Annotated in this window: 15 protein-coding genes and 2 pseudogenes; 3 read left to right on the top strand and 14 right to left on the bottom strand. The window is 40.3% G+C overall.

The window, feature by feature from the left end; genetic code table 11:
• Positions 1-97: 97 nt before the first annotated feature.
• The 14 genes and pseudogenes from ACFIM6_RS08470 to ACFIM6_RS08405 form a co-directional block, all read right to left on the bottom strand.
• Entirely contained in the window at positions 98-685 is a 588-nt protein-coding gene (locus ACFIM6_RS08470) for an SMI1/KNR4 family protein (protein ID WP_375612469.1), read from the bottom strand.
• Positions 686-733: 48 nt separating this feature from the next.
• Positions 734-1,303, bottom strand: coding sequence for an SMI1/KNR4 family protein (locus ACFIM6_RS08465; protein WP_375612468.1), 570 nt, complete (start codon positions 1,301-1,303; stop codon positions 734-736).
• Between the two features lie 52 nt (positions 1,304-1,355).
• Positions 1,356-1,946 carry an SMI1/KNR4 family protein gene (locus ACFIM6_RS08460; RefSeq protein ID WP_375612467.1) on the bottom strand — a complete coding sequence of 197 codons (591 nt, stop codon included), beginning with the start codon at positions 1,944-1,946 and terminating at the stop codon, positions 1,356-1,358.
• A gap of 52 nt (positions 1,947-1,998) precedes the next feature.
• Entirely contained in the window at positions 1,999-2,574 is a 576-nt protein-coding gene (locus ACFIM6_RS08455; protein WP_375612466.1) for an SMI1/KNR4 family protein, read from the bottom strand.
• A 54-nt stretch (positions 2,575-2,628) separates the two neighbouring features.
• Positions 2,629-3,216, bottom strand: a complete 588-nt coding sequence (locus ACFIM6_RS08450) for an HNH/ENDO VII family nuclease (RefSeq protein WP_375612465.1) — start codon at positions 3,214-3,216, stop codon at positions 2,629-2,631.
• Positions 3,198-3,866, bottom strand: a pseudogene (locus tag ACFIM6_RS08445) (DUF6990 domain-containing protein); the annotation flags it as partial. The pseudogene ACFIM6_RS08445 and the gene ACFIM6_RS08450, both read right to left, overlap by 19 nt.
• A complete protein-coding gene (locus ACFIM6_RS08440) occupies positions 3,805-4,341 on the bottom strand; it encodes an SMI1/KNR4 family protein (protein WP_375612464.1) in 537 nt (178 codons plus the stop codon). The pseudogene ACFIM6_RS08445 and the gene ACFIM6_RS08440, both read right to left, overlap by 62 nt.
• A gap of 52 nt (positions 4,342-4,393) precedes the next feature.
• Entirely contained in the window at positions 4,394-4,969 is a 576-nt protein-coding gene (locus tag ACFIM6_RS08435; protein ID WP_375612463.1) for an SMI1/KNR4 family protein, read from the bottom strand.
• Positions 4,966-5,439, bottom strand: coding sequence for an SMI1/KNR4 family protein (locus ACFIM6_RS08430; RefSeq protein ID WP_375612462.1), 474 nt, complete (start codon positions 5,437-5,439; stop codon positions 4,966-4,968). The genes ACFIM6_RS08435 and ACFIM6_RS08430 overlap by 4 nt, the downstream gene beginning before the upstream one ends.
• A 52-nt stretch (positions 5,440-5,491) precedes the next feature.
• Positions 5,492-6,073, bottom strand: coding sequence for an SMI1/KNR4 family protein (locus ACFIM6_RS08425; protein ID WP_375612461.1), 582 nt, complete (start codon positions 6,071-6,073; stop codon positions 5,492-5,494).
• A 52-nt stretch (positions 6,074-6,125) separates the two neighbouring features.
• Positions 6,126-6,707 carry an SMI1/KNR4 family protein gene (locus tag ACFIM6_RS08420; protein WP_375612460.1) on the bottom strand — a complete coding sequence of 194 codons (582 nt, stop codon included), beginning with the start codon at positions 6,705-6,707 and terminating at the stop codon, positions 6,126-6,128.
• A gap of 62 nt (positions 6,708-6,769) precedes the next feature.
• A complete protein-coding gene (locus tag ACFIM6_RS08415) occupies positions 6,770-14,395 on the bottom strand; it encodes a DUF637 domain-containing protein (RefSeq protein WP_375612459.1) in 7,626 nt (2,541 codons plus the stop codon).
• A 91-nt stretch (positions 14,396-14,486) separates the two neighbouring features.
• Positions 14,487-16,247, bottom strand: a complete 1,761-nt coding sequence (locus tag ACFIM6_RS08410; RefSeq protein ID WP_375612458.1) for a ShlB/FhaC/HecB family hemolysin secretion/activation protein — start codon at positions 16,245-16,247, stop codon at positions 14,487-14,489.
• Positions 16,240-16,419: a hypothetical protein gene (locus ACFIM6_RS08405; protein WP_375612457.1), complete on the bottom strand. Its 180-nt coding sequence runs from the start codon at positions 16,417-16,419 to the stop codon at positions 16,240-16,242. Before ACFIM6_RS08405 ends, ACFIM6_RS08410 begins: the two co-directional genes overlap by 8 nt.
• A 256-nt stretch (positions 16,420-16,675) precedes the next feature.
• Between ACFIM6_RS08405 and ACFIM6_RS08400 the strand changes: the two are divergent.
• The 3 genes and pseudogenes from ACFIM6_RS08400 to ACFIM6_RS08390 all read left to right on the top strand — a co-directional run.
• A pseudogene (locus ACFIM6_RS08400) lies at positions 16,676-17,289 on the top strand (type ISP restriction/modification enzyme); the annotation flags it as partial.
• Between the two features lie 1,545 nt (positions 17,290-18,834).
• Positions 18,835-19,818, top strand: a complete 984-nt coding sequence (locus ACFIM6_RS08395) for a hypothetical protein (protein WP_375612456.1) — start codon at positions 18,835-18,837, stop codon at positions 19,816-19,818.
• Between the two features lie 81 nt (positions 19,819-19,899).
• The coding region (locus tag ACFIM6_RS08390) for a hypothetical protein (protein WP_375612455.1) at positions 19,900-20,438 on the top strand (539 nt) is incomplete at its 3' end.

Here is a 20,438-nt window from a genome sequence, read left to right as displayed (position 1 = left end):
TATCGTTATATTTATCAACTAGTACTGCAACATCAGCTAAGGTATAGGTTTTCATAGATGATCCTCAAAACTTGCGTAACGCTCCATATTTCCCCTATCATTTGCCCCTCCTCCATAGTTTTTTCCAAAAGCTCTTGTAAAAAGGGATAGGTTGCGGAGTGGGAGTGTTCTCAATCTTTTCAATTGGTTGGTCTCCATCAGGTATCTCAACTCCCACGCTTTCTTTAATTCTTTTGCAAAGGAATTCATAAAAATTACTTGCGTAATATTCGCAATCTTCAGATGGAAGCATGACATAGAGTGGGCATTCACCATCCCGAAACTGCGTATAATCAAAGTAAAAAGTCTCACCAAAATCTGTTCTACTTACGATAAGCTGTTCTGGTGTCGCAAAACCCCTTTTTCTATTATTTAAGTTGCGGAAAACAATATCACCAGCAGCAATACCTATTCCACAATCCCTATAAACGCTACAGATTTCATAACCTCCAATTTCTCCTCCTTTATAATTTTTTAAAAAACTCTTATAAGAAGATGTAAATTGTAAACCGAGAGCTTTCTCCGCCTTTTCAATCAGTAGATCATCAACTGCATCATCTTCAGTACCGAAATTGATAATATCATCATCATATTTATTCACTTTATCAATTAATACTGCAACATCATCTAAAGTATAAGTTTTCATAGATGATCCTCAAAACTTGCGTAACGCTCCATATTTCCTCTATCAATTTCACCTCTTCCATAGTTTTTTCCAAAAACTCTTGTAAAAAGGGATAGGTTGCGGAGTGGGAGTGTTCTCAATCTTTTCAATCGGTTGATCACCATCAGGTATCTCAGCTCCCACGCTTTCTTTAATTCTTTTGCAAAGGAATTCATAAAAATTGCTAGCGTAATATTCGCAATCTTCAGATGGAAGCATGACATAAAGTGGGCATTCTCCATCCCTAAACTGCGTATAATCAAAGTAAAAGGTTTCATCAAAATCAGTACTGCTAACGAAAAGCTGTTCTGCTGTCATAAAACCGCGTTTTCTAGCATTTAAGTTTCTGAAAACAATATCACCACCAGGGATATCTGCTCCACACTCCTTATAAAGGCTAAAGATTTCTTCACCACCAATTTCTCCTCCTACATATTTTTTTAAAAAGCTCTTATAAGAAGATGTGAATTGCAAATCGAGAGCTTTCTCCGCCTTTTCAATCCGTAGATCATCAGCCGCATTTTCTTCAGTACGAAAATTGATAATATCATTATATTTATCAACTAATTCTACAACATCATCTAAGGTATAGGTTTTCATAGATGATCCTCAAAACTTGCGTTATAAACGCTCCATATTTCCTCTATCAATTTCACCTCTTCCATAGTTTTTTCCAAAAGCTCTTGTAAAAAGGGATAGGTTGCGGAGTAGGAGTGTGCTCAGTCTTTTCAATCGGTTGGTCACCTTCAGGTATCTCAGCTCCCACGCTTTCTTTAATTCTTTTGCAAAGGAATTCATAAAAATTGCTAGCGTAATATTCGCAATCTTCAGATGGAAGCATGACATAGAGTGGGCATTCTCCATCCCTAAACTGCGTATAATCAAAATAAAAGGTTTCACCAAAATCTGTTCTGCTAACGAAAAGCTGCTCTGGTGTCACAAAACCACGTTCTCTATTGAGTAAGTTTCGGTAAACAATATCACCAGCAGGAACACCTTCCCCACAATCTCCATAAATGCTAAAAATTTCATCACCACCAATTTCTCCTCCTCCATATTTTTTTAAAAAAACTTTATAAGAGGATGTGAATTGTAAACCGAGAGCTTTCTCCGCCTTTTCAATCTGTAGATCATCTGTTTCATTCTCTTCATCATCTTCACTACCCAAATTGATAATATCATCATCATATTTATTCACTTTATCAATTAATACTGCAACATCAGCTAAGGTGTAGGTTTTCATAGATGAACCTCAAAACGTGCGTTATAAACGCTCCATATTTCCTCTATCAATTTCACCTCTTCCATAGTTTTTTCCAAAAACTCTTGTAAAAAGGGATAGGTTGCGGAGTGGGAGTGTGCTCAATCTTTTCAATCGGTTGATCACCATCAGGTATCTCAACTCCCGCGTGTACTTTAATTCTTTTGCATAGGAATTCATAAAAATTACTGGCGTAATATTCGGACTCCTCATCCGCAAACATGACATAGAGTGGGCATTCACCATCCCGAAACTGCGTATAATCAAAGTAAAAGGTTTCATCAAGATCATAACTCACAACGAGCTGTTCTGGTGTCGTAAAACCACGTTTTCTATCATTTAAGTTTTGGAAAACAACGTCATTAACAGAAACACCTATAGGATGCTCATAAAGACTATAGATTTCTTCACCACTAATGTCCCCACCTTTATAATGTTTCAAAAAACTCTTGTAAGAGGATGTGAATTGTAAACCAAGAGCTTTCTCCGCCTTTTCAATCACAAGATCATCAACTGCATTATCTTTAATACGAAAATGGATAATCTCATCATCATATTTATTCACTTTATCAATTAATACTGCAACATCAGCTAAGGTATAGGTTTTCATAGATTATTTCTCCAAACTTCTTTTTTCTCTCTTTTCATCAACCGTAGAGCATTACTACCGATGCTCCTGTCCCCATCTGTCAAAATCTATCCCTATGATACTCCATTTCATGTCGATTATTCCTCCTAAATTATTGTTTTTTTGTTCTCTATACCCTTTAGCACGTTCCTTCCAATATTCCTCTCTCCACTTACCAAACTTGTCTCTCTCTATAAGTGATTGATGTTTTTGAGGATTATTATGAATCACAGAAGTATATTTTTTATGAGATTCATGACTCATTTCTGCTATGGGTCCCTCATGCGTTTGCTTTAGGTGATGCAACTCAACAGACTTATTATCAAATCCTATAGGTGCTCTTCCTGTTTCCATTCTCTCAATATTGGTGCCCCACACCGTTTTTCCTTTTTCTTCCCAATCAGAAATTCTGTTAGGATCAAACAAATCGTCTCTCTGATAGGCTTTGTTCGTCTGTCCAAATTTGCTATCGGTAAATTTAGTGGGTTTCTTTTTTAACCAAAGCTTTTTTTCTTTAGCAGCAAGTTTAGTTAGTTCTTTCTTCGCCGCAAGTTTGTCAGGATCTCCTTGAGCTGCAAGTTCTGCAAGATTTTTCTTGGAAGCAAATTGGGCAAAATCAGCCACATTTTTCCAGGTTCCGTAACAAACCACCCTTGGGTTTTAAGAATGCGCGTTGCTGCTGTAAGACTCATAAAACGCTGTTTCGGTTTTTTGCGTGCTAAAATGTCATCCAATTCATTATTTTTATAAGCTTCAGCAAAAAAGATGACGCGCTCAACCTGTGTCATCTTTTCATAATCAGAAAACTCTGGTGTATATAATTGAGGTGTAGGTTTGTAATTCCTTAAAGCTTCGGTATCGCCGAGTAGAGCCTTTGCAACGAGAGAATGATTAGCAGCTTTTTTACGTAATTTTTTCTTAATATCTTGTGCTTGCGCCCAAGCTAACACTTTGTCTAAAGCTACCTTGACATGGCTTTCAAAAAACTCCAGTGCTGTAACTCCAAAATTCTCTTCTGAAGAAATCAGCATAGCCTCATATTGAGATTGAGATTCTTTACCGTTAGCGTATTCACAGCCAAGACAATAAGCAGCAGTAGTAAGACTGACAGAAACCCACAATCTTCCGCTATCCCGTCCATAATCTATGACACCATAATGAATACGCACTATGCGATCGGGGAGGTGATAATAAGCAAACATATCACCCATTTCATCGCGATGGGGCTCCCAACCAACTTTTTTTAAAATCTCTGTTGCGTCTTTGGTTTGCATCGTCATTACCCCCCCCAGCATGTTCCATAATTCTTTTACAGAGAAATTCATAGAAGTTACTTGCGTAATGCTCTGAATCTCCAGATGCAATTTCAACATAGAGTGGGCATTCACCATCCCAAAACTGAGAATAATCAAAATAAAATGTTTCACCAAAATCAGTTCTATTCACGGCAAGCTGATTTGGTTTTGCGAAACCATTTTTTATATCCGTCAAATGATAGAAAACAATATCACCAGCAGGACACTTATCAAAACTTGCGTTATAAATGCTAAAAATTTCATAACCTCCAATTTCTCCTCCTCCATAATTTTTTAAAAAACTTTTGTAGGACGAGGTGAATTGTAAACCAAGAGTTCTCTCAGCCTTTTCAATCAATATATCATCAGGCGCATCCTCTGCAGTGCCAAAGTCGATAACATCCGGATACTTATTAATTAATTGTGCAACATCAGCTAAGGTATAGGTTTTCATGGATGATCCTCAAAACTTGCGTTATAAACGCTTCATATTTCCTCTATCAATTTCACCTCTTCCATAGTTTTTTCCAAAAGCTCTTGTAAAAAGGTATAGGTTGCGGAGTGGGAGTGTTCTCAATCTTTTCAATTGGTTGATCACCATCAGGTATCTCAACTCCCACGCTTTCTTTAATTCTTTTGCAAAGGAATTCATAAAAATTACTGGCGTAATATTCGCAATCTTCAGATGGAAGCATGACATAAAGTGGGCATTCACCATCCCGAAACTGCGTATAATCAAAGTAAAAGGTTTCACCAAAATCTGTTCTGCTAACGGCAAGCTGTTCTGGTGTCACAAAACCATGTTTTCTATAATAATTTAAGTTTTGTAAAACAATGTCATCAAAAGGAATATCTTCTCCACACTCTTTATAAAGGCTATAGATTTCATAACCAGCAATGTCTCCTCCTTTATAATGTTTTAAAAAAGTTTTATAGGAAGATGTGAATTGTAAACCGAGAGCTTTCTCCGCCTTTTCAATCACGAGATCATCAACCGCATTTTCTGCAATCCCAAAACTAACAATATCACCATCATATTTATCAACTAATTCTATGACATCCGCTAAGGTATAGGTTTTCATGAATCTTCCCCTGCATGTTCCATAATTCTTTTACAGAGAAATTCATAAAAATTACTTGCATAATAATGTGACGCTCCAGATGGAATCTTGACGTAGAGTGGGCATTCACCATCCTGAAACTGAGTATAATCAAAGTAAAATGTCTCACCAAAATCAGTTCTACTGACAACAAGCTGCTGTGATTTTGCTAAACCATGTTTCCTATGATATAAGTTTTTATGCACAATATCACCAGCAGGATGATCCTCAAAACTTGCGTTATAAATGCTAAAAATTTCCTCATAACCAATTTCCCCTCCTACATATTTTTTTAAAAAAACTTTGTAAGACGATGTGAATTTCAAATCCAAAGCTTTCTCTGCCTTTTCAATCACAAGATCATCAACCGCATTTTTTTCAGTACCAAAATTGATAATATCATTATATTTATCAATTAATACTGCAACATCATCTAAAGTATAGGTTTTCATAGATGATCCTCAAAACGTGCGTTATAAACGCTCCATATTCCCTCTATCAATTTCACCTCTTCCATAGTTTTTTCCAAAAACTCTTGTAAAAAGGGATAGGTTGCGGAGTGGGAGTGTTCTCAATCTTTTCAATCGGTTGATCACCATCAGGTATCTCAGCTCCCACGCTTTCTTTAATTCTTTTGCAAAGGAATTCATAAAAATTGCTAGCGTAATATTCGCAATCCTCAGATGGAAGCATGACATAAAGTGGGCATTCTCCATCCCGAAACTGCGTATAATCAAAGTAAAAGGTTTCACCAAAATCAGTACTACTCACGACAAGCTGTTCTGATGTTGCAAAACCACGTTTTCTATAATAATTTAAGTTTTGACAAACAATATCATTAAAAGGAAAATCTACACAATCTTCATAAAGACTATAGATTTCATCACCACCAATATCTCCCCCTTTATAATTTTTTAAAAAACTTTTATAAGAAGATGTGAATTGCAAACCGAGAGCTTTCTCCGCCTTTTCAATCCATATATCATCGACAGCATTTTCTGCAGTCCCAAAACTGACAATATCACTATCATATTTATCAACTTTATCAACTAATTCTATAACATCATCTAAGGTATAGGTTTTCATAGATGATCCTCAAAACGTGCGTTATAAACGCTCCATATTTCCTCTATCAATTTCACCTCTTCCATAGTTTTTTCCAAAAACTCTTGTAAAAAGGGATAGGTTGCGGAGTGGGAGTGTTCTCAGTCTTTTCAATTGGTTGATCACCATCAGGTATCTCTTCTCCCGCGTGTACTATAATCCGTTTGCAAAGGAACTCATAAAAATCACTGGCGTAATATTCGCAATCGCCCAATGGAAACCTGACATAGAGTGGGCATTCACCATCCCTAAACTGCGTATAATCAAAATAAAAGGTTTCATCAAAATCAGCATCACAAACGATAAGCTGTTCTGGTGTCGCAAAACCATCTTTTCTATCGAGTAAGTTTCGGTAAACAATATCACCAACAGGAACACCTTCCCCACACTCCTTATAAAGACTAAAGATTTCTTCACCACCAATTTCCCCTCCTTTGTAATTTTTTAAAAAACTCTTGTAAGACGATGTGAATTGTAAGCCGAGAGTTTTCTCCGCCTTTTCAATTACAAGATCATCAACTGCATTTTTTGCAGTACCAAAATTGATAATCTCATCATCATATTTATTCACTTTATCAATTAATACTGCAACATCATCTAAGGTATAGGTTTTCATCAATTATTCTCCATAAATTATTCTATAAGTTTCTTTTTTCTCTTTTCATCAACCGTAGAGCATTATTGCCGATGCTCCTGTCCCCATCTGTCAAAATCTATCCCTATGATACTCCATTTCATATCAATTATTCCTCCTAAATTACTGTTTTTTTGTTCTCTATAACCTTTAGCGCGTTCCTTCCAATATTCCTCTCTCCACTTACCAAACTTTTTTCTCTCTATAAGCGATTGATGTGTTTTTGGATTAGCGTGAATCACGGAAGTATATTTGTTATGATCTTTACTACCAATTTCTGCTATGGGCCCCTCAGGCGTTTGCGATAGATGATGCAACTCAACAGGCTTGCCATCAAACCCCATAGGTGCTCTTCCTGCTTCCATTCTTTCAACATTGGTGCCCCATACTTCTTCCCCTTTTACTGTCCAACTAACAATTTTGTTAGGATCAAACAAATCGTCTCTCTGATAGGCTTTGTTTGTCTGTCCAAATTTGCTATCGGTAAATTTAGTGGGTTTCTTTTTTAACCAAAGCTTTTTTTCTTTAGCAGCAAGTTTAGTTAGTTCTTTCTTCGCCGCAAGTTTGTCAGGATCTCCCTGAGCTGCAAGTTTGGCAAGATTTTTCTTGGAAGCGAATTGGGCAAAATCTTTCCTAGCAATGAACTTGATCACAGCCTTGTTGCCAAGATTTATAGCTCCCTTGGCTGCTCCAGCTCCTCCAGCAAAGTTTTCTAATACTCCGGCTGATAATCTTCCACTTTCAAAACCAGCATTAAAAGCTCCGTCAACTCCCGCTTTTTCAATATTCTCTTTTACGTAATCTATATCCCCTATAAAGGAATCCTCAACACCTCCCCAGAATTGACCAGCACCTTCCCAGACATCATCAATCACATGTCCACTCACGACCCAAGACGCTCCTGTTCCAATGTCTTTAAAACTCTTTTCAACGCCCCCCCGTGGATTGCTAGCAAATATTATCATTTGTAACATCATGTTCTTCACAGCGCCATCAGCTAACTCGTATAGCTTGATTGGTATATCGGCAATGAGACCAGTCATAATTCCTGTCGAAAAAGTTCTATCTTGTTGTTCATCAATCTCGAACCATTTTTCGTTAACATCTCTTCGACACTGATCATCAGGGCACTCTTCTAACTCTTTCTTCATCTGAGCGCGTTGTGCACTACCCAAAAAGTTATTTGCAGCGGCATTACCAGCGGCATCGGCGCCGGCATCAACATTGCCACCGGCAAGGGCAGCAGCAACGCCCCCAGCAGCCCTTGCAACATCAATGGTGTGATCTCTAAAGTCAGCAAACTGCGCATCAATCTTTGCGTTTATACGCGCTTCCTCTTCCGGAGTTGGGGTGCGACCGTTTAGGTCCCCCATTTCCTCTTTCACAATGCCTTGCACCCACAATTGAAACTGGAGCATAGCAGTGGCTTCGCCCACAGCACCCCCCACAGCACCGGCAGAGCAAGCACCGCTCGCAACAGCGCCTTTTAAGCAGCCAAGTCCTGCATGGGCAACGATCTGCGTGACCGTATCTATTTTGCCTTCAGCCTTGGCGGTACCGATTTCTTCCGCCAACGATTTGCCAACCGTATCAGACAGGGCGATGCGCAGATTGTTAAAAAAGTTCTTGTCAAGAGAGCCGCCCTCAAGAGCCGTCTGCACGCCTGTGCCAATGGCGGCTTTGATCAAGTTCTTTTTCGCTTCAAGGGCGATACGATCGACAAAAGGAGCGGTTTTTGGCAAAGATTGTCCAACACCAGCCATTTCGGTTAGTTGGCTGGTTAAGCCTGCTGTCAACATCGACGAGACAATGCTGAGAACATTCTTTGAAGAGCCAAGCTCATGCAAGGCACCGGCAATATTGCCGCGATTGTTAACAAGAGCCACAGCGCTTTTGTTAATCAGCGCTTGGACACCAGCCTGTATCGCCGCATTCATGGCGGTGCTCGAGCCAAGCCCCAAAGCACCGGTAATGGCACTGGCAGCGCCCGAGGCTGCTCCACCCGTAACCGCCGTGACAGCCAATGCCACGAGAGCCGCACCGGCTTCTGTCAGCCCTTGGGCTTTATAATCCCAGTCTTTAAATTCAGCCTTAACTGCTTGCCAATCCACTTGCTTGGATAATTCTGGATCATCACGCAGTTGCTTGATCCATGCCATGCCTGGAGAGCGAGACAATTGCTCAAGGGATTTGTCTAAATCACCGGTTGCCTGATACTCAACAACAAAGCCATCACCCGCATCAAGCTTTATGCCACCCTTAGCATCTATGGTGACATGCTCGATGGTCTCCTTAAGGTAACCTTTATCGCTCTCACTCCACCACACAAGGTTTTCATTACGCTGATAAACGTCCTTAAAATCTTGATCCTTGTTGGTCAGAAACTTGATTTTTCCCGTATCTGATGCCAAATGCGTCTGACCACCACTTGATAGCCCTGCCGCATCAAGCGTGAGATCCCCATTTTGCGCATGCATGGAGAGGTTGCCCTCTGTTTCTATCGTGGTTTTGTTTGTAGTAACTTCTGTTGATTGTTGACGAAACTTATTCTTTTGCTTCGATTTGTCGCCTTCTTTGCCCCTCAGATCCAAATCAAAACTGTTAAAATCTTGCTCTGAAATCGCGTTGAGAGCGCCACCACTGGTGAAATCCCCATTGCCCTTGGCTTTAAACTTTTCCCCAAGGTTAAGTTCACCACCTGTGACAATGGTCAAATCTCCATCACTGTTGACTTCTGTCAAACGGTGCTCACTGCTTTGGGCGTTATAATGCCCTTTTTCCAATGTCTCCTTATGGTCACTCTCTAGCACTAATGAACCAAACGTAGCAGAACCATCGACAATCACCGTCATCGGACCGCCACTGCTCCATTGGCCACCAGTCATGCTTAAATCGCCAAGGGAGTGAATGTTTAAATCCTGTATAGAAATGATTTGAGCCTGCTGCCCACTGCGATCAACAAAACCATATTCATTCGTGTCACGGATTTTTGCAGTACCATCAATGATTGTCTTCGCATTGAGGGTGATGATATCCCCCAGAATAACACCGGAAGAATTGGCTAAAAGATCGCCACTGCTGAGATCTACAGCACCGCTGCCAAGCAAAAAACCACCATCATTAAACAAAGTTTGCGTAGTCGAAACATGCAATGCACCATTACTTGATATGGTGCCGCTATTGGCAAAACGGTCCGTCTCTATAGTGACGCCATTGCCTTTTATTCTAGCACTGGCGAAGTTTCCTTGCTGCGTTTTTGCCCCATAAACATCTTGTGCTAAAGAAGTGTTTGGTGCCAAATAAACATGAGGCACCAAGACCTCTTGTCCATCGACAAGGTGGGTCTCAAGCCAGATCATATCCTTTTTGATCCCAGCAATTTGCTGAGGCGTTAAGGGCTTACCTAGCACTAACCCCAAGGGATCTTGCTGCTCCACAGCATTGTCATAGAGCCTTTGCATTTGAGCATTGGGATCTTCAACATCAAGAAGAGTGCGATTGCCTGTCAGTTCAAAGATTTGCTCACCCACCAGACGATATTCAAAATAAGCATCCCCCAACTTTTTGAACACGTGCTCAGGCTTATAATTGCCAATCTTTTTTAAGTAATAGTCCGATCCTAAAAATTTACTTGGGTTGATAAAATCTGGACGCGTCTCGACTAAAAATGGCACATCCGGTGTTTGGGTCTGGTCCAATTCTGTCTTAACAGAGTTAAGCCCATCTTGCGTTGGCACTTGTATGGATTCTGGTGCGGGTGTTTTTGTGCTTGGTGCAAAAAGCCCTTTGTGCCCTTTCAAACCATTGATAATACCGTCCAATCGATCATCACTAATCAGTGGTTTGGAACCGTCAAAATCGGTGTTTTTAACACCAGCCAACCCTTTATCGCCAGAGCTTAAGCCAACTTGCTCAACCCCCTCACGCACCGCATGATTGTCAATATAGCCTGTCAACTTGGCATCAAGCGTGCCACCAGCTTCAATCGTGCCATAAACAGCATCATAAGTGCGTTTGAGTGTTTGGGTAAAAGTAGGACCATCCCATTCTTCTGCACCTTGCCCTATACATGCTGGATTTGTGGCACTACATTGCTTATATCTGTAGCGTGTTTCAGTTACAATCTTGGTTGTTTCAATTAAATCACGCCCCTCATTGAGCAGCGTATCACCCTGCATCTCAATGTTGCCATTAGCAGCAATCAAACTATAGCTATTGCGGATATCACCGGCATGGACCGTGAGATGACGCCCTACCAAAATCTGTGCCGCATTATTGGTAAAATGAGGCTGCTGACGAATAATCGTAGTGTCGATATTTTTCTTGATCCTTGTGTGTTTATCAACATTTGGGATATTTTCCCATTCTCCTCGCACGTAACTGTGAGAAACCACTTTATCGCTAACTTCAACTCCACCTTCACGCATGTTGGTAAGCGCTGAGACATCGAAGGTCATATCGCCTGACACGGCTTCTAAAAGACCCGAGCTGTTGATCACATGACCAGCCCGCTCTCCACTTAAACCACGGATGATGAGATTGTCTTCAGCAATGACATCGGCAAACTTATTAATAAAATCCCCATCTAAGGAGAAAATGGCAGATTTCTTGGCATAAATCAGCCCACTATTACTCAGATCAGCGCTCACATTGAGCGCAACCCCATCACCACTTGAACCAATACTGCCGGCATTGTCCAAAACATCTGCGGTTAAGACAAAAGCACCACCACTTTTGAGAACACCGTCTTCACCATTTAAAACCAGAGCAACTTGCCCCAATGACGGATCATGACTTTTTGCCACAAGCGTAAAACTGTCACTGGCTAAAAGCTGACCGGAATTGGCTAAAGACCCAAGCTTCGCATCAACAACACCGCCCACCATAATACCGGAATTACTTAAAACATCATGACTGTTGAGAGTCAGTACCCCGCCTTGCGCTTCCACAAGCCCAGTTTGGGTGAGTGTGCCTGCATTCAGCGTTACATCATAGGCGCCAACCTCACTTGTCTCGCCCATTGTCAATATGCCATCACTGGAAAGCTCTATCCGCTTTTTAGAGACAATGCGCCCCGTTTGGCTGAGATTTGTTTGCGCATGCAAAGCAATGGTATCATTGCTTTCTATTGTGCCACTATTGCTTAAATCACCGTGGCTGGTCAGTTGAAGGTCACCACGCTCAATCTCTATGTGCCCTGCTTGGATCACACTCTCAGCAACAATATTAACTGCCCCTTGCGTAGAAATGAGACCATCAACATTCTCAAAACTGCCCACATCAATGCGCAAACCATCCCGCGCTAAAACATGCGCACCTTCATCATGTGTAGCGTTTCGTTGGTCTGAATTTGTCGTTTCAGCGCTTTTATTGACAAAAGACGTTGCAACAATCTTCATCTCACCGGCTAAAGCACTGAGAAGACCAGCCTCATTATTTATATGACCAGCACGTGTCTCTTTCAGCCCACCAATGCTGAGAGCCTCTTCAGCAATAATTCTGCCCTGTGTGTTGGTTAAATCACCATCACTGAATACGTCCATAGATTTTTTGGCGTAAATCAGCCCACTATTGCTGACATTCCCTGCCACATTGAGGGCAACATTCTCACCACTAGAGCCAAGCACACCGGCATTGTCTAATTGCCCTGCGGTCACAACAAAAACGCCACCACTTTGAAGGACACCTTCGGATGTATTCTTCAGAAAGGCTTGTTGCGGATCGGCGCCTTCTTGTGTGCTTACCATCAAATGCAAATCATCGGTTGCAATAAACGTCCCTTGATTGGTAAATGCACCAATATGAGCATCGACACTCTCACCGCGCATTGTGCCGCTATTGATAACCCCATCACGCACTTGAAGGGTTAATGCTCCTTCTTGAGCTTCCACAATCCCTGCTTGGGTTAAAGCATCAGCACTTAAAACCACATCATAACTTAAAATCGTGCTCTCTTGAGAGGTTGTGAGCATGCCCCCCGCTGTCAAGGCAACCTGCTGCATGCTGACAATATCACCCGTGTGATTGAGGGCACCATGGGCATCCAGCGTTATCTTCCCATTAGACCAGACAGTGCCTTCTTGGATCAGGGCACCGTGATGCGCATAAAGGTCAATTTTTTGCTCTGCCACTAAGCGCGCGCGTGATGTAAGCTCTGCTGCTTCCACCAAAAGAGAGCCGCCGGCGCTATAATGTCCAGCGCCTACAGTGAGCGCATCATCGGCGCTCAAGACAATATTCCCCTTGGCACCAATATGGTTGTTTAAAGCGCTGATTTGATTGGTTTTAATGGTCAGATCGCCAAGGGAAGAAACCCCTGTTTGATCATTGTCTTGCATGCGGCTCAGATCAATTGTTGCTGCTTGGATCTCTAAAAGATCACCGGCGGCTATCCGCCCATTCCCCGCCTCAAGCTTTGCTGCCTGTAAATGCAAAGAACCCGTCGCTGACTGTTGACCATCACTCCCAATACCGCTTGCTAGAAGAGCATGGGACTGGAGCTTGATCAGATCGGCGCCCACATCAACAGTACCGCTCGCTGCAACGCGAGCTTGCTCAGCCAGTTCAACATGTTTCAAAGCCTTCAGTTCAACTGCTTCTTCTGAGAAAAGCAGATCTTTCACATGTACACTATCGTGGTGGGAGTGAGCCTTCACCGCTCCTTTGGCACGTGCTTTGGCAATTACCAGCTTGCCATCACTTGTCAATCTCATGGCGCCTGCATTGGCAACCATGTCTCCGCGCATCTTAACGCCCGCACCTTTATCATTGGCAATCACGCGAATCTGCCCCGCATACATTCCACCAAACTCACTGGAATCAATCGCCAATTCTGGCTCTTTGCCATCAGAACCAAGAGAAGTTGCTTCGCGTTTGTTATAATCAAAATGATTGCGCCCCGCGATAACAGCCAAATCTCCTTTGACCTGTATGGGACCCCCGACACTGATCTTGCGCGAAACAAGATCAAAAATATCTAATGCACTCCCATCAGCCCCACGAGCGCCTATGGTGATATCTCCACCCTCAACACGCAATCCACTCAAAGCGCCATCGGCTCCAATAATCGGTTGTCCAGTCGATAAAGTCACCCGTGGTGTATTAATAAAGCCACAACCGTTACAGGTAATCCCATTGGGATTGGCGATAATAACATCCGCCATATGCCCGTGTACTTCGCTCACGCCTTCAAGACGCGAGCGATTGGCACTCACCACTTCATTAAGGATAACCTTTGCTGCACCGCTATAACGCAAATTGCCGTTGCCTGGCACCAATCCCCCAAGCTGTGAACGCGAAACCTCCTCAGTCGAATTGTTCAAAATCACGCCATGGGTATCAACATTGAAACTGTCATATTTGTTATGAGAAAGACCCTGTCCATTGGGGCGAACAATATCAATCAGCGGCACATCATTGCCGGCTTTCCCCACCGTGGGGCGGAAAACAGAGCCAACCCCATCAGCTGCTTTTATCCCTTGGCTCTCTTGTGCAACAGGACTTCGCGCTCCAAGCGCCTGTGCTTGCAACAACAAAGGCTGAAAAGCTAAGCAAAAGCTTAAAACCAGTGAAAGCCCCTTATGGATCCCTCGCTGCAAAACACAAAGAACGCGCTGCCATAGCTTGTATCCATATCCCAATCTATGCTTTTGATCTTTCAATCCCCGCATCTTCAGCTCCTCATAAAATTCTTTATCTCTTTTAAAAAAACAACCCATATGGGTATAAACAGCGCAGCGATATTTTTACCGCCCATTTGCTCTAAAATCTTAATAATGCCCGCACTTGAAATAACCCTGTCGCATTTCCCTTTTCTCGCACTGTCGATTGGGTTAAAATATTCGAATAAGACACATCAATATCCGTAATGTCTCCGGTTGCATGGAAACCAAGAGTTGCCCCAACGAGGCTCCCGCCAAAACTGTTTTTGTTTACATTATTGGCCACGGCCCCCAGATCAAGCGCCATATAAGGGGCAAATTGGCTCATAAATTTACGCCCCATTCTCGAAGAAAAACCTGGCAACAACAGCGACAATTCATTGCGCCAAAACGCCCCATTATTGCCGTAATAAATCGCCTCACGCACTCCGCGCACAGAGGAACTACCACCAAGCGATATTTGCTCTGAACTAAACAACGTGTCGGGTGATAATTGTCCTGAAAACAGTGTGTTATAGCGAAAGTTATACTGTTTGAGCGAAAAAGGACGCACGTAGCCTAGGGAAAAAGACAATTTGGAAAATTGCCCTTTGGGTGAATTTTTTGTTGCATTCTCTTGCTCTTTATCATCATAAGCGCCAAGAATTGCCAACCCTTTATGAAACCCTATATGCGCGCTTAATTCTCCTCCAAGCCACTTGCGCGAATGATCAAGCTCAAAGGTTGCAATAGCTAGTTTACGGCTTGAAACATCAACTCGACTGCCCATAATAAAATTATCAGAATATTTCCATGTCAACCGTCCTGTAACCCAGGTCTTTCCCTCTTGATCACGGTCGATAACCCGTGAAATCCACGGTGTAAGCGATAAAGACTTGCCCGCAGTCATAATATCGGAAAATATTCCCTTAACACTCGAATGATATTGGCTCCACGTCCCATCAAAACCAGTTGTCCAATAGCCATAGGGAAGAGAAAAGGATCCCGTTAGAGTATCACTATTGGGGCGCTTGTGAGAAAAATGATACGGACTACCATCCATAGAACGCTGATAGCTCAACGACCATTGATCATTGATCCCTAACAGATCATCAAAAGAAAGGCTCAAGCGCGTTTGATAAAGCCCTGTTGCTTTAGCGCCAAGATTATCGCTGGAAAGCGTAATAAGCCAAGGTTTCTGTTTTTCAATATGAACATCGAGTATCGAACCACCCGAATTGCTCCCCGCACCAAGATTAATGGTGGCTTGGCGTGAGAAAAGCCGATTGATTTGATCAAGCCCTTGCTCTATCTGGCGCAGATTGGTCGGCTTCCCAATAAGGTTTGGAAAAGCCGTGGTGATTTCTCCTTGAAGTCTCCTCTCAACTTTATGCCCATCAAGGGTAATATCTTCCATCACACCTTCAACTACAACAATCTTGAGATGACCGCCGCTTAAATCTTGCTCAGGCAAATAAGCCCGCACCGCAATATAGCCGCGCTTCATATAAAGCTTGGTCACCGCTTTGAGCACTTTGTTGATTTCGGCAATCCCCAAACACCGCCCTTCCCAAAGAGAAATGGCTTCATGAAGGTCGGTATGAGAAATCAACTGAGCACCAACAAATTCAATGCTTTTGATCAGCAAACAGGTTGTACTAGGCGAAGCACCATAGGGAGATATGGTATCATCGTCTGGCAAAAATACCCCATGTGTTTCGTTTCTACGGTGTAATCGTTGAAAACGCTGTTCTTGCGTTTGTTGTCGTTGGATGCTCTCTGATTGATTAATCGCTTTCTCACGAATGTTTTCGGCAAAACTCGGCAACGAGAAAAGGCACAAAATAGCCGCAAAAACAAAAATGAAAAAAAATCTATGCATTCATTGTGCCCTCAAAATGAGCAACAAAATGAACCATATCGTCAGCGTCACAGAAAAAATCGCCAACCGCGTAACAATTTTTTAATTTTTTGATGAGAATAATACTTATAACATCTGAGAAAAAAGCATAGACTGTACTGTATACACCTGCTTTATGAGTTGTGCAAACCATATCATTTCCCCCGCTTTTGAAGATTTTACAATGACACTGTTAAATGACAATCATACACTCTAATATGCTTCTTAATTTTAAGGTGTCGCATGTAATATAATTTTGAGCTTCAAGTAAAGACTCTTATTCATAGAATAGACCAAATTTATTGGAACTGTTACATATTAGAGACAACAAAAAACACTCCATTATTATCGCTTGATAAGAAAAATAGCATGACAATCGCTTATTTACTAAAATAAGAAAAAAGAAAATGCGTAATGCTATAACTGATGAAGGATTAGCATATTTAAAAGCCGCTTATCCTAATGAAAAAACACTAAAGATGATCTGTTTTATTATGTTTACGGTCTTTTGCATTCAGAAGATTATCGCACCCGTTATGCTGATAATTTATGCAAAGAATTGCCTCGTATCCCTTGCGTAAAAACGGCTGATGATTTTTGGAAATTTGTGACAGCAGGGCGTGAACTCGGTCATTTGCACGTAAACTATGAAAGTGTAGAGCCGTATCCAGTGACCTTTAAAAAAGGCAATCCAAAAGTTACAGAGATCACGAACCCTAAAGAATTTTACTACGTTACAGAAATGAAATTCGCTGGGAATAGTAAGGAAAAAGATAAATTGATTGTTTTTTATAACAGCAATATCACAATAACAGATATCTCTCTTGAATCGGTTATGGGGCGTCAATGTGTAAAGACTGATAAAAAGAGTGGCATTATTAATGATGCCAATAGCTATGCTGTTGAAACCGTTGGCAACCCTGCTTATCCATTGGAGTTATTCCAAAGGGTTATTACTGTAAGTTTGGAAACAATGAAAATTGTTAAGAACTTACCAAAATTAGAAATTAGAGAAACCGAATAACTTATAAAGCATGCTCAGATGATAGGCATGTTGACCTCACAAGGGGTATAGAGCTTATAATCATATCTATACCTCTTTTGTTAAGTTGCTTACATATAATCCTAAAAGGATAGTCTATATGCGTTATTCTAAAAAGAAGAAACTTGCAATTTTAGATACTCTTATTTGGATTGCCTTTAAAAGATTAAACCGTAATCTAAAATGAGTGCTTTATCCTTTTCAAAAGCTTTGTTTAAAGAGGGTTATGTATATTCATTTTCTTATATTACTTATAGGTTTTGAATGTTTCTACCCCCCCAAAACCCTTACAAAACATAGAGCATTAGTTGAATTTATAGGTTGTATTATTGATATAGGTTGTTTTTTGAAAAATTGATAAAAATTAACTTATTGAAATATAATAACTTTTATTTTTTTATTGAAAAAAATATATAAAAGGGGCGTAAAAAGCACCTCCAAAACTCATAACCATAATGGTCTTGATAGCATTTATTATGATTATAATCCCTTTCTTTTGAAAGGCTTTAAAAGATCACATACTCTCATAAGACATGTTTTAATCATTCACTAAATGATCACTTTTGTCGATTCAATGTACTGACATAAACTGACAAATATATATTTACAGTTGTATTTATTTGTTATGGCTGTTTTAATAAGTTGTATTTTGAAAAATTGATAAAACTTAACTTATTGAAATATAATGATTTTAATTTTCTCTCATTAAAAAAAATGATATAGGTTCTAAAAAGAACTGACAAAAATGACAAAAGTTTATTAAAAGGGATTTTGCTCATCTCTATAATTATCATTCTCTCTTTAGATGTTTTCATAAGTGTTTTCATAACAGACAATAAATCGCAATTATCCTATTTATCATTTCTCTTATGAACATGAAAAATGATGCCATGGCTATAAAGAACATAACAGCTATAGAGAAAGCAAAAATGCAAATGAAAGCATTTGTTTATAAAGACAGTCCCTATAAAGGCTGTTAAGTCTAAAATGTGTTATTAAAAGAAATTAACAGAAATCTTAAAAGCCATTTAGTGACAAAATTGATAGGTTATAAAGTTTAAAATACGCATTATGAGAGCGTTTTTAAATATTATAAATGTATAGATTCAGAAAATACGCAATCGTTTCATAAAGCCCATAATATAGCTTTAAAAGCACATAAATATAAAAGAAGCAATTAATAAGCATAAGATATTATCAATACATAACGTATTTAAAAAAATAAGAAAAAATATCAAAAAAGATAAAATATCGTTTGACAATAAATACGTATTTTGTTATATAAATAACCAAGTGCTGAAAACACTTAAACATCAAGCGGGTAGATTACGAAACAATCTTTCCCATATCAAAAAACTGACTATCTTTTATGCTGTGATTAGCATATATGAGAATTTTGTCGGGTGTGGTCATGCTATACAAAACCCTATGGGGAAGGCATGCCGACGGACTTGATGCCGTGTTTTCAACACCCGGCGCCTTTTTAAGGTGTCAATTGAAAACAATATTAACATCAAGGTTTTAATTATGACAAATATCTCAAAAAACACCCCCGTTATCTCTAATATTTCAAATGAAACTGCGCTTGCTAATCAACAAGAGCCTGCAAAAAAATACGAATTTACAGGAGAGACAATAGAGGTTGGTGATTATACTCTTTATCGCATTCGGGCTTTAAGGGATTTTGCTAATATAAAAGCTGGTGATCTAGGCGGCTTTATACATAAGGTTGCAAATTTAGCTCATAATGGTGATTGTTGGGTCGGTGGCAATGCCATGGTTTATGGTGATGCTCGTATTTACGATAATGCCCATGTTTCGGATAATGCAAAAATTACTGGATCTGCAAAAATTTATGAAAATGCAAGGGTCTATGGCAATGCTAGCGTGCATATTAGAGCTGAAGTTTATGGCAATGCGCAAGTATATGAGAACGCATTGGTTTATGGTGATATTTTTGGACATGCTAAAGTGTATGGAAATGCAAAAATTTATGACACTATTTATGGCAAGTTTCTTGATAAAACTAGAATTTATGGCAATGCTGAGGTTTATGATAAAGCACGTGTTTTAGGAACCTCTCAGGTTTATGATAATGCCCATGTTTATGAAAATGCTATAGTTTTTGATAATGCTAGGGTTTGCGATAATGCCCATGTTTGTGGCGCTGCTATGGTCAATAGAGAAGCCAAGGTTTATGGGAATGCTATAGTGACTGGTTATGCCCATGTTTATGATAGGGGCTGCGTTTATGACAATGCCAAGGTTTATGGCAAGGTTTATGGTGGCGCTTGGGTTTCCAATAATGCTTTAATTTCTGATAATGCCGAGGTTTATGATGATGCTCGCATTTATGACAATGCAAAAATTTATGGCAAGGTCCATGGTGATGCTCATGTCTATGGCAATGCCAAGGTAATTGGCTATACTGAGATTGGTGGTGATACCAAAATTGGTGGCAATTATAAAGAACCCGTTATCACTGGTGATATTGTTTTTACAACTGTGTAAATGACGCGCGGGCGCGGCGGGGGCGCCCCTCTTTAAACATTTCATTCTAAAATTCAAATCTATTTATAAAGGAATTGTGCTATGCAAAAAAAGTTTGCACTCACAAATGAGACACGTGTATTTAATAATCAAACTCTTTATCGCATTCGGGCTTTAATAGATTTTGATGATGTCAAGGCTGGTGATTTAGGGGGCTTTATTGAAAGTGAAAACAACCTCTCGCATGATGGCAATTGCTGGGTCTATGATAATGCTCTTGTTTTAAATCCTGCCCATATTTATGAAAATGCCAAGGTTTTTAATAAGGCTATTATAATGGGCTTTGTTTATGGCAATGCTCATGTATGTGATTGTGCCCGCGTTTATGCAAATGCTCATGTTTATGACAATGCGCATCTTTCTTATAATGCTTGGGTTTATCATCAGGCGCGGGTTTATGGCAATGCAAAATTATCAGGAAGTGCACGTATTCATGGCAATGCCGAGGTTTATGATCATGCTGTTGTTAGTGGCGCTGCTAAAATTTATGGCAAGGTTTATGGGAATGCTAGCGTGGGTGGGTATGTTAAGGTCTATGGTTCTGTTTATGGGAATGCAAAAGTGACTGGTTATCACACCAT

The sequence above is a fragment of the Bartonella sp. AA9NXGY genome, assembly GCF_042196845.1.
GTDB lineage: Bacteria > Pseudomonadota > Alphaproteobacteria > Rhizobiales > Rhizobiaceae > Bartonella.
The sequence above is the reverse complement of the archived record's forward strand: the minus strand, read 5'-3'. Positions and strand labels throughout refer to the sequence as shown.

Excerpts from the sequence above, each read along its gene's own strand:
- ACFIM6_RS08470 (WP_375612469.1), bottom strand. The coding sequence starts at position 685 with ATGAAAACTTATACTTTAGATGATGTTGCAGTATTAATTGATAAAGTG.
- ACFIM6_RS08465 (WP_375612468.1), bottom strand. The coding sequence starts at position 1,303 with ATGAAAACCTATACCTTAGATGATGTTGTAGAATTAGTTGATAAATAT.
- ACFIM6_RS08460 (WP_375612467.1), bottom strand. The coding sequence starts at position 1,946 with ATGAAAACCTACACCTTAGCTGATGTTGCAGTATTAATTGATAAAGTG.
- ACFIM6_RS08455 (WP_375612466.1), bottom strand. The coding sequence starts at position 2,574 with ATGAAAACCTATACCTTAGCTGATGTTGCAGTATTAATTGATAAAGTG.
- ACFIM6_RS08440 (WP_375612464.1), bottom strand. The coding sequence starts at position 4,341 with ATGAAAACCTATACCTTAGCTGATGTTGCACAATTAATTAATAAGTAT.
- ACFIM6_RS08435 (WP_375612463.1), bottom strand. The coding sequence starts at position 4,969 with ATGAAAACCTATACCTTAGCGGATGTCATAGAATTAGTTGATAAATAT.
- ACFIM6_RS08430 (WP_375612462.1), bottom strand. The coding sequence starts at position 5,439 with ATGAAAACCTATACTTTAGATGATGTTGCAGTATTAATTGATAAATAT.
- ACFIM6_RS08425 (WP_375612461.1), bottom strand. The coding sequence starts at position 6,073 with ATGAAAACCTATACCTTAGATGATGTTATAGAATTAGTTGATAAAGTT.
- ACFIM6_RS08420 (WP_375612460.1), bottom strand. The coding sequence starts at position 6,707 with ATGAAAACCTATACCTTAGATGATGTTGCAGTATTAATTGATAAAGTG.
- ACFIM6_RS08415 (WP_375612459.1), bottom strand. The coding sequence starts at position 14,395 with ATGCGGGGATTGAAAGATCAAAAGCATAGATTGGGATATGGATACAAG.
- ACFIM6_RS08410 (WP_375612458.1), bottom strand. The coding sequence starts at position 16,247 with ATGCATAGATTTTTTTTCATTTTTGTTTTTGCGGCTATTTTGTGCCTT.
- ACFIM6_RS08405 (WP_375612457.1), bottom strand. The coding sequence starts at position 16,419 with ATGGTTTGCACAACTCATAAAGCAGGTGTATACAGTACAGTCTATGCT.
- ACFIM6_RS08395 (WP_375612456.1), top strand. The coding sequence starts at position 18,835 with ATGACAAATATCTCAAAAAACACCCCCGTTATCTCTAATATTTCAAAT.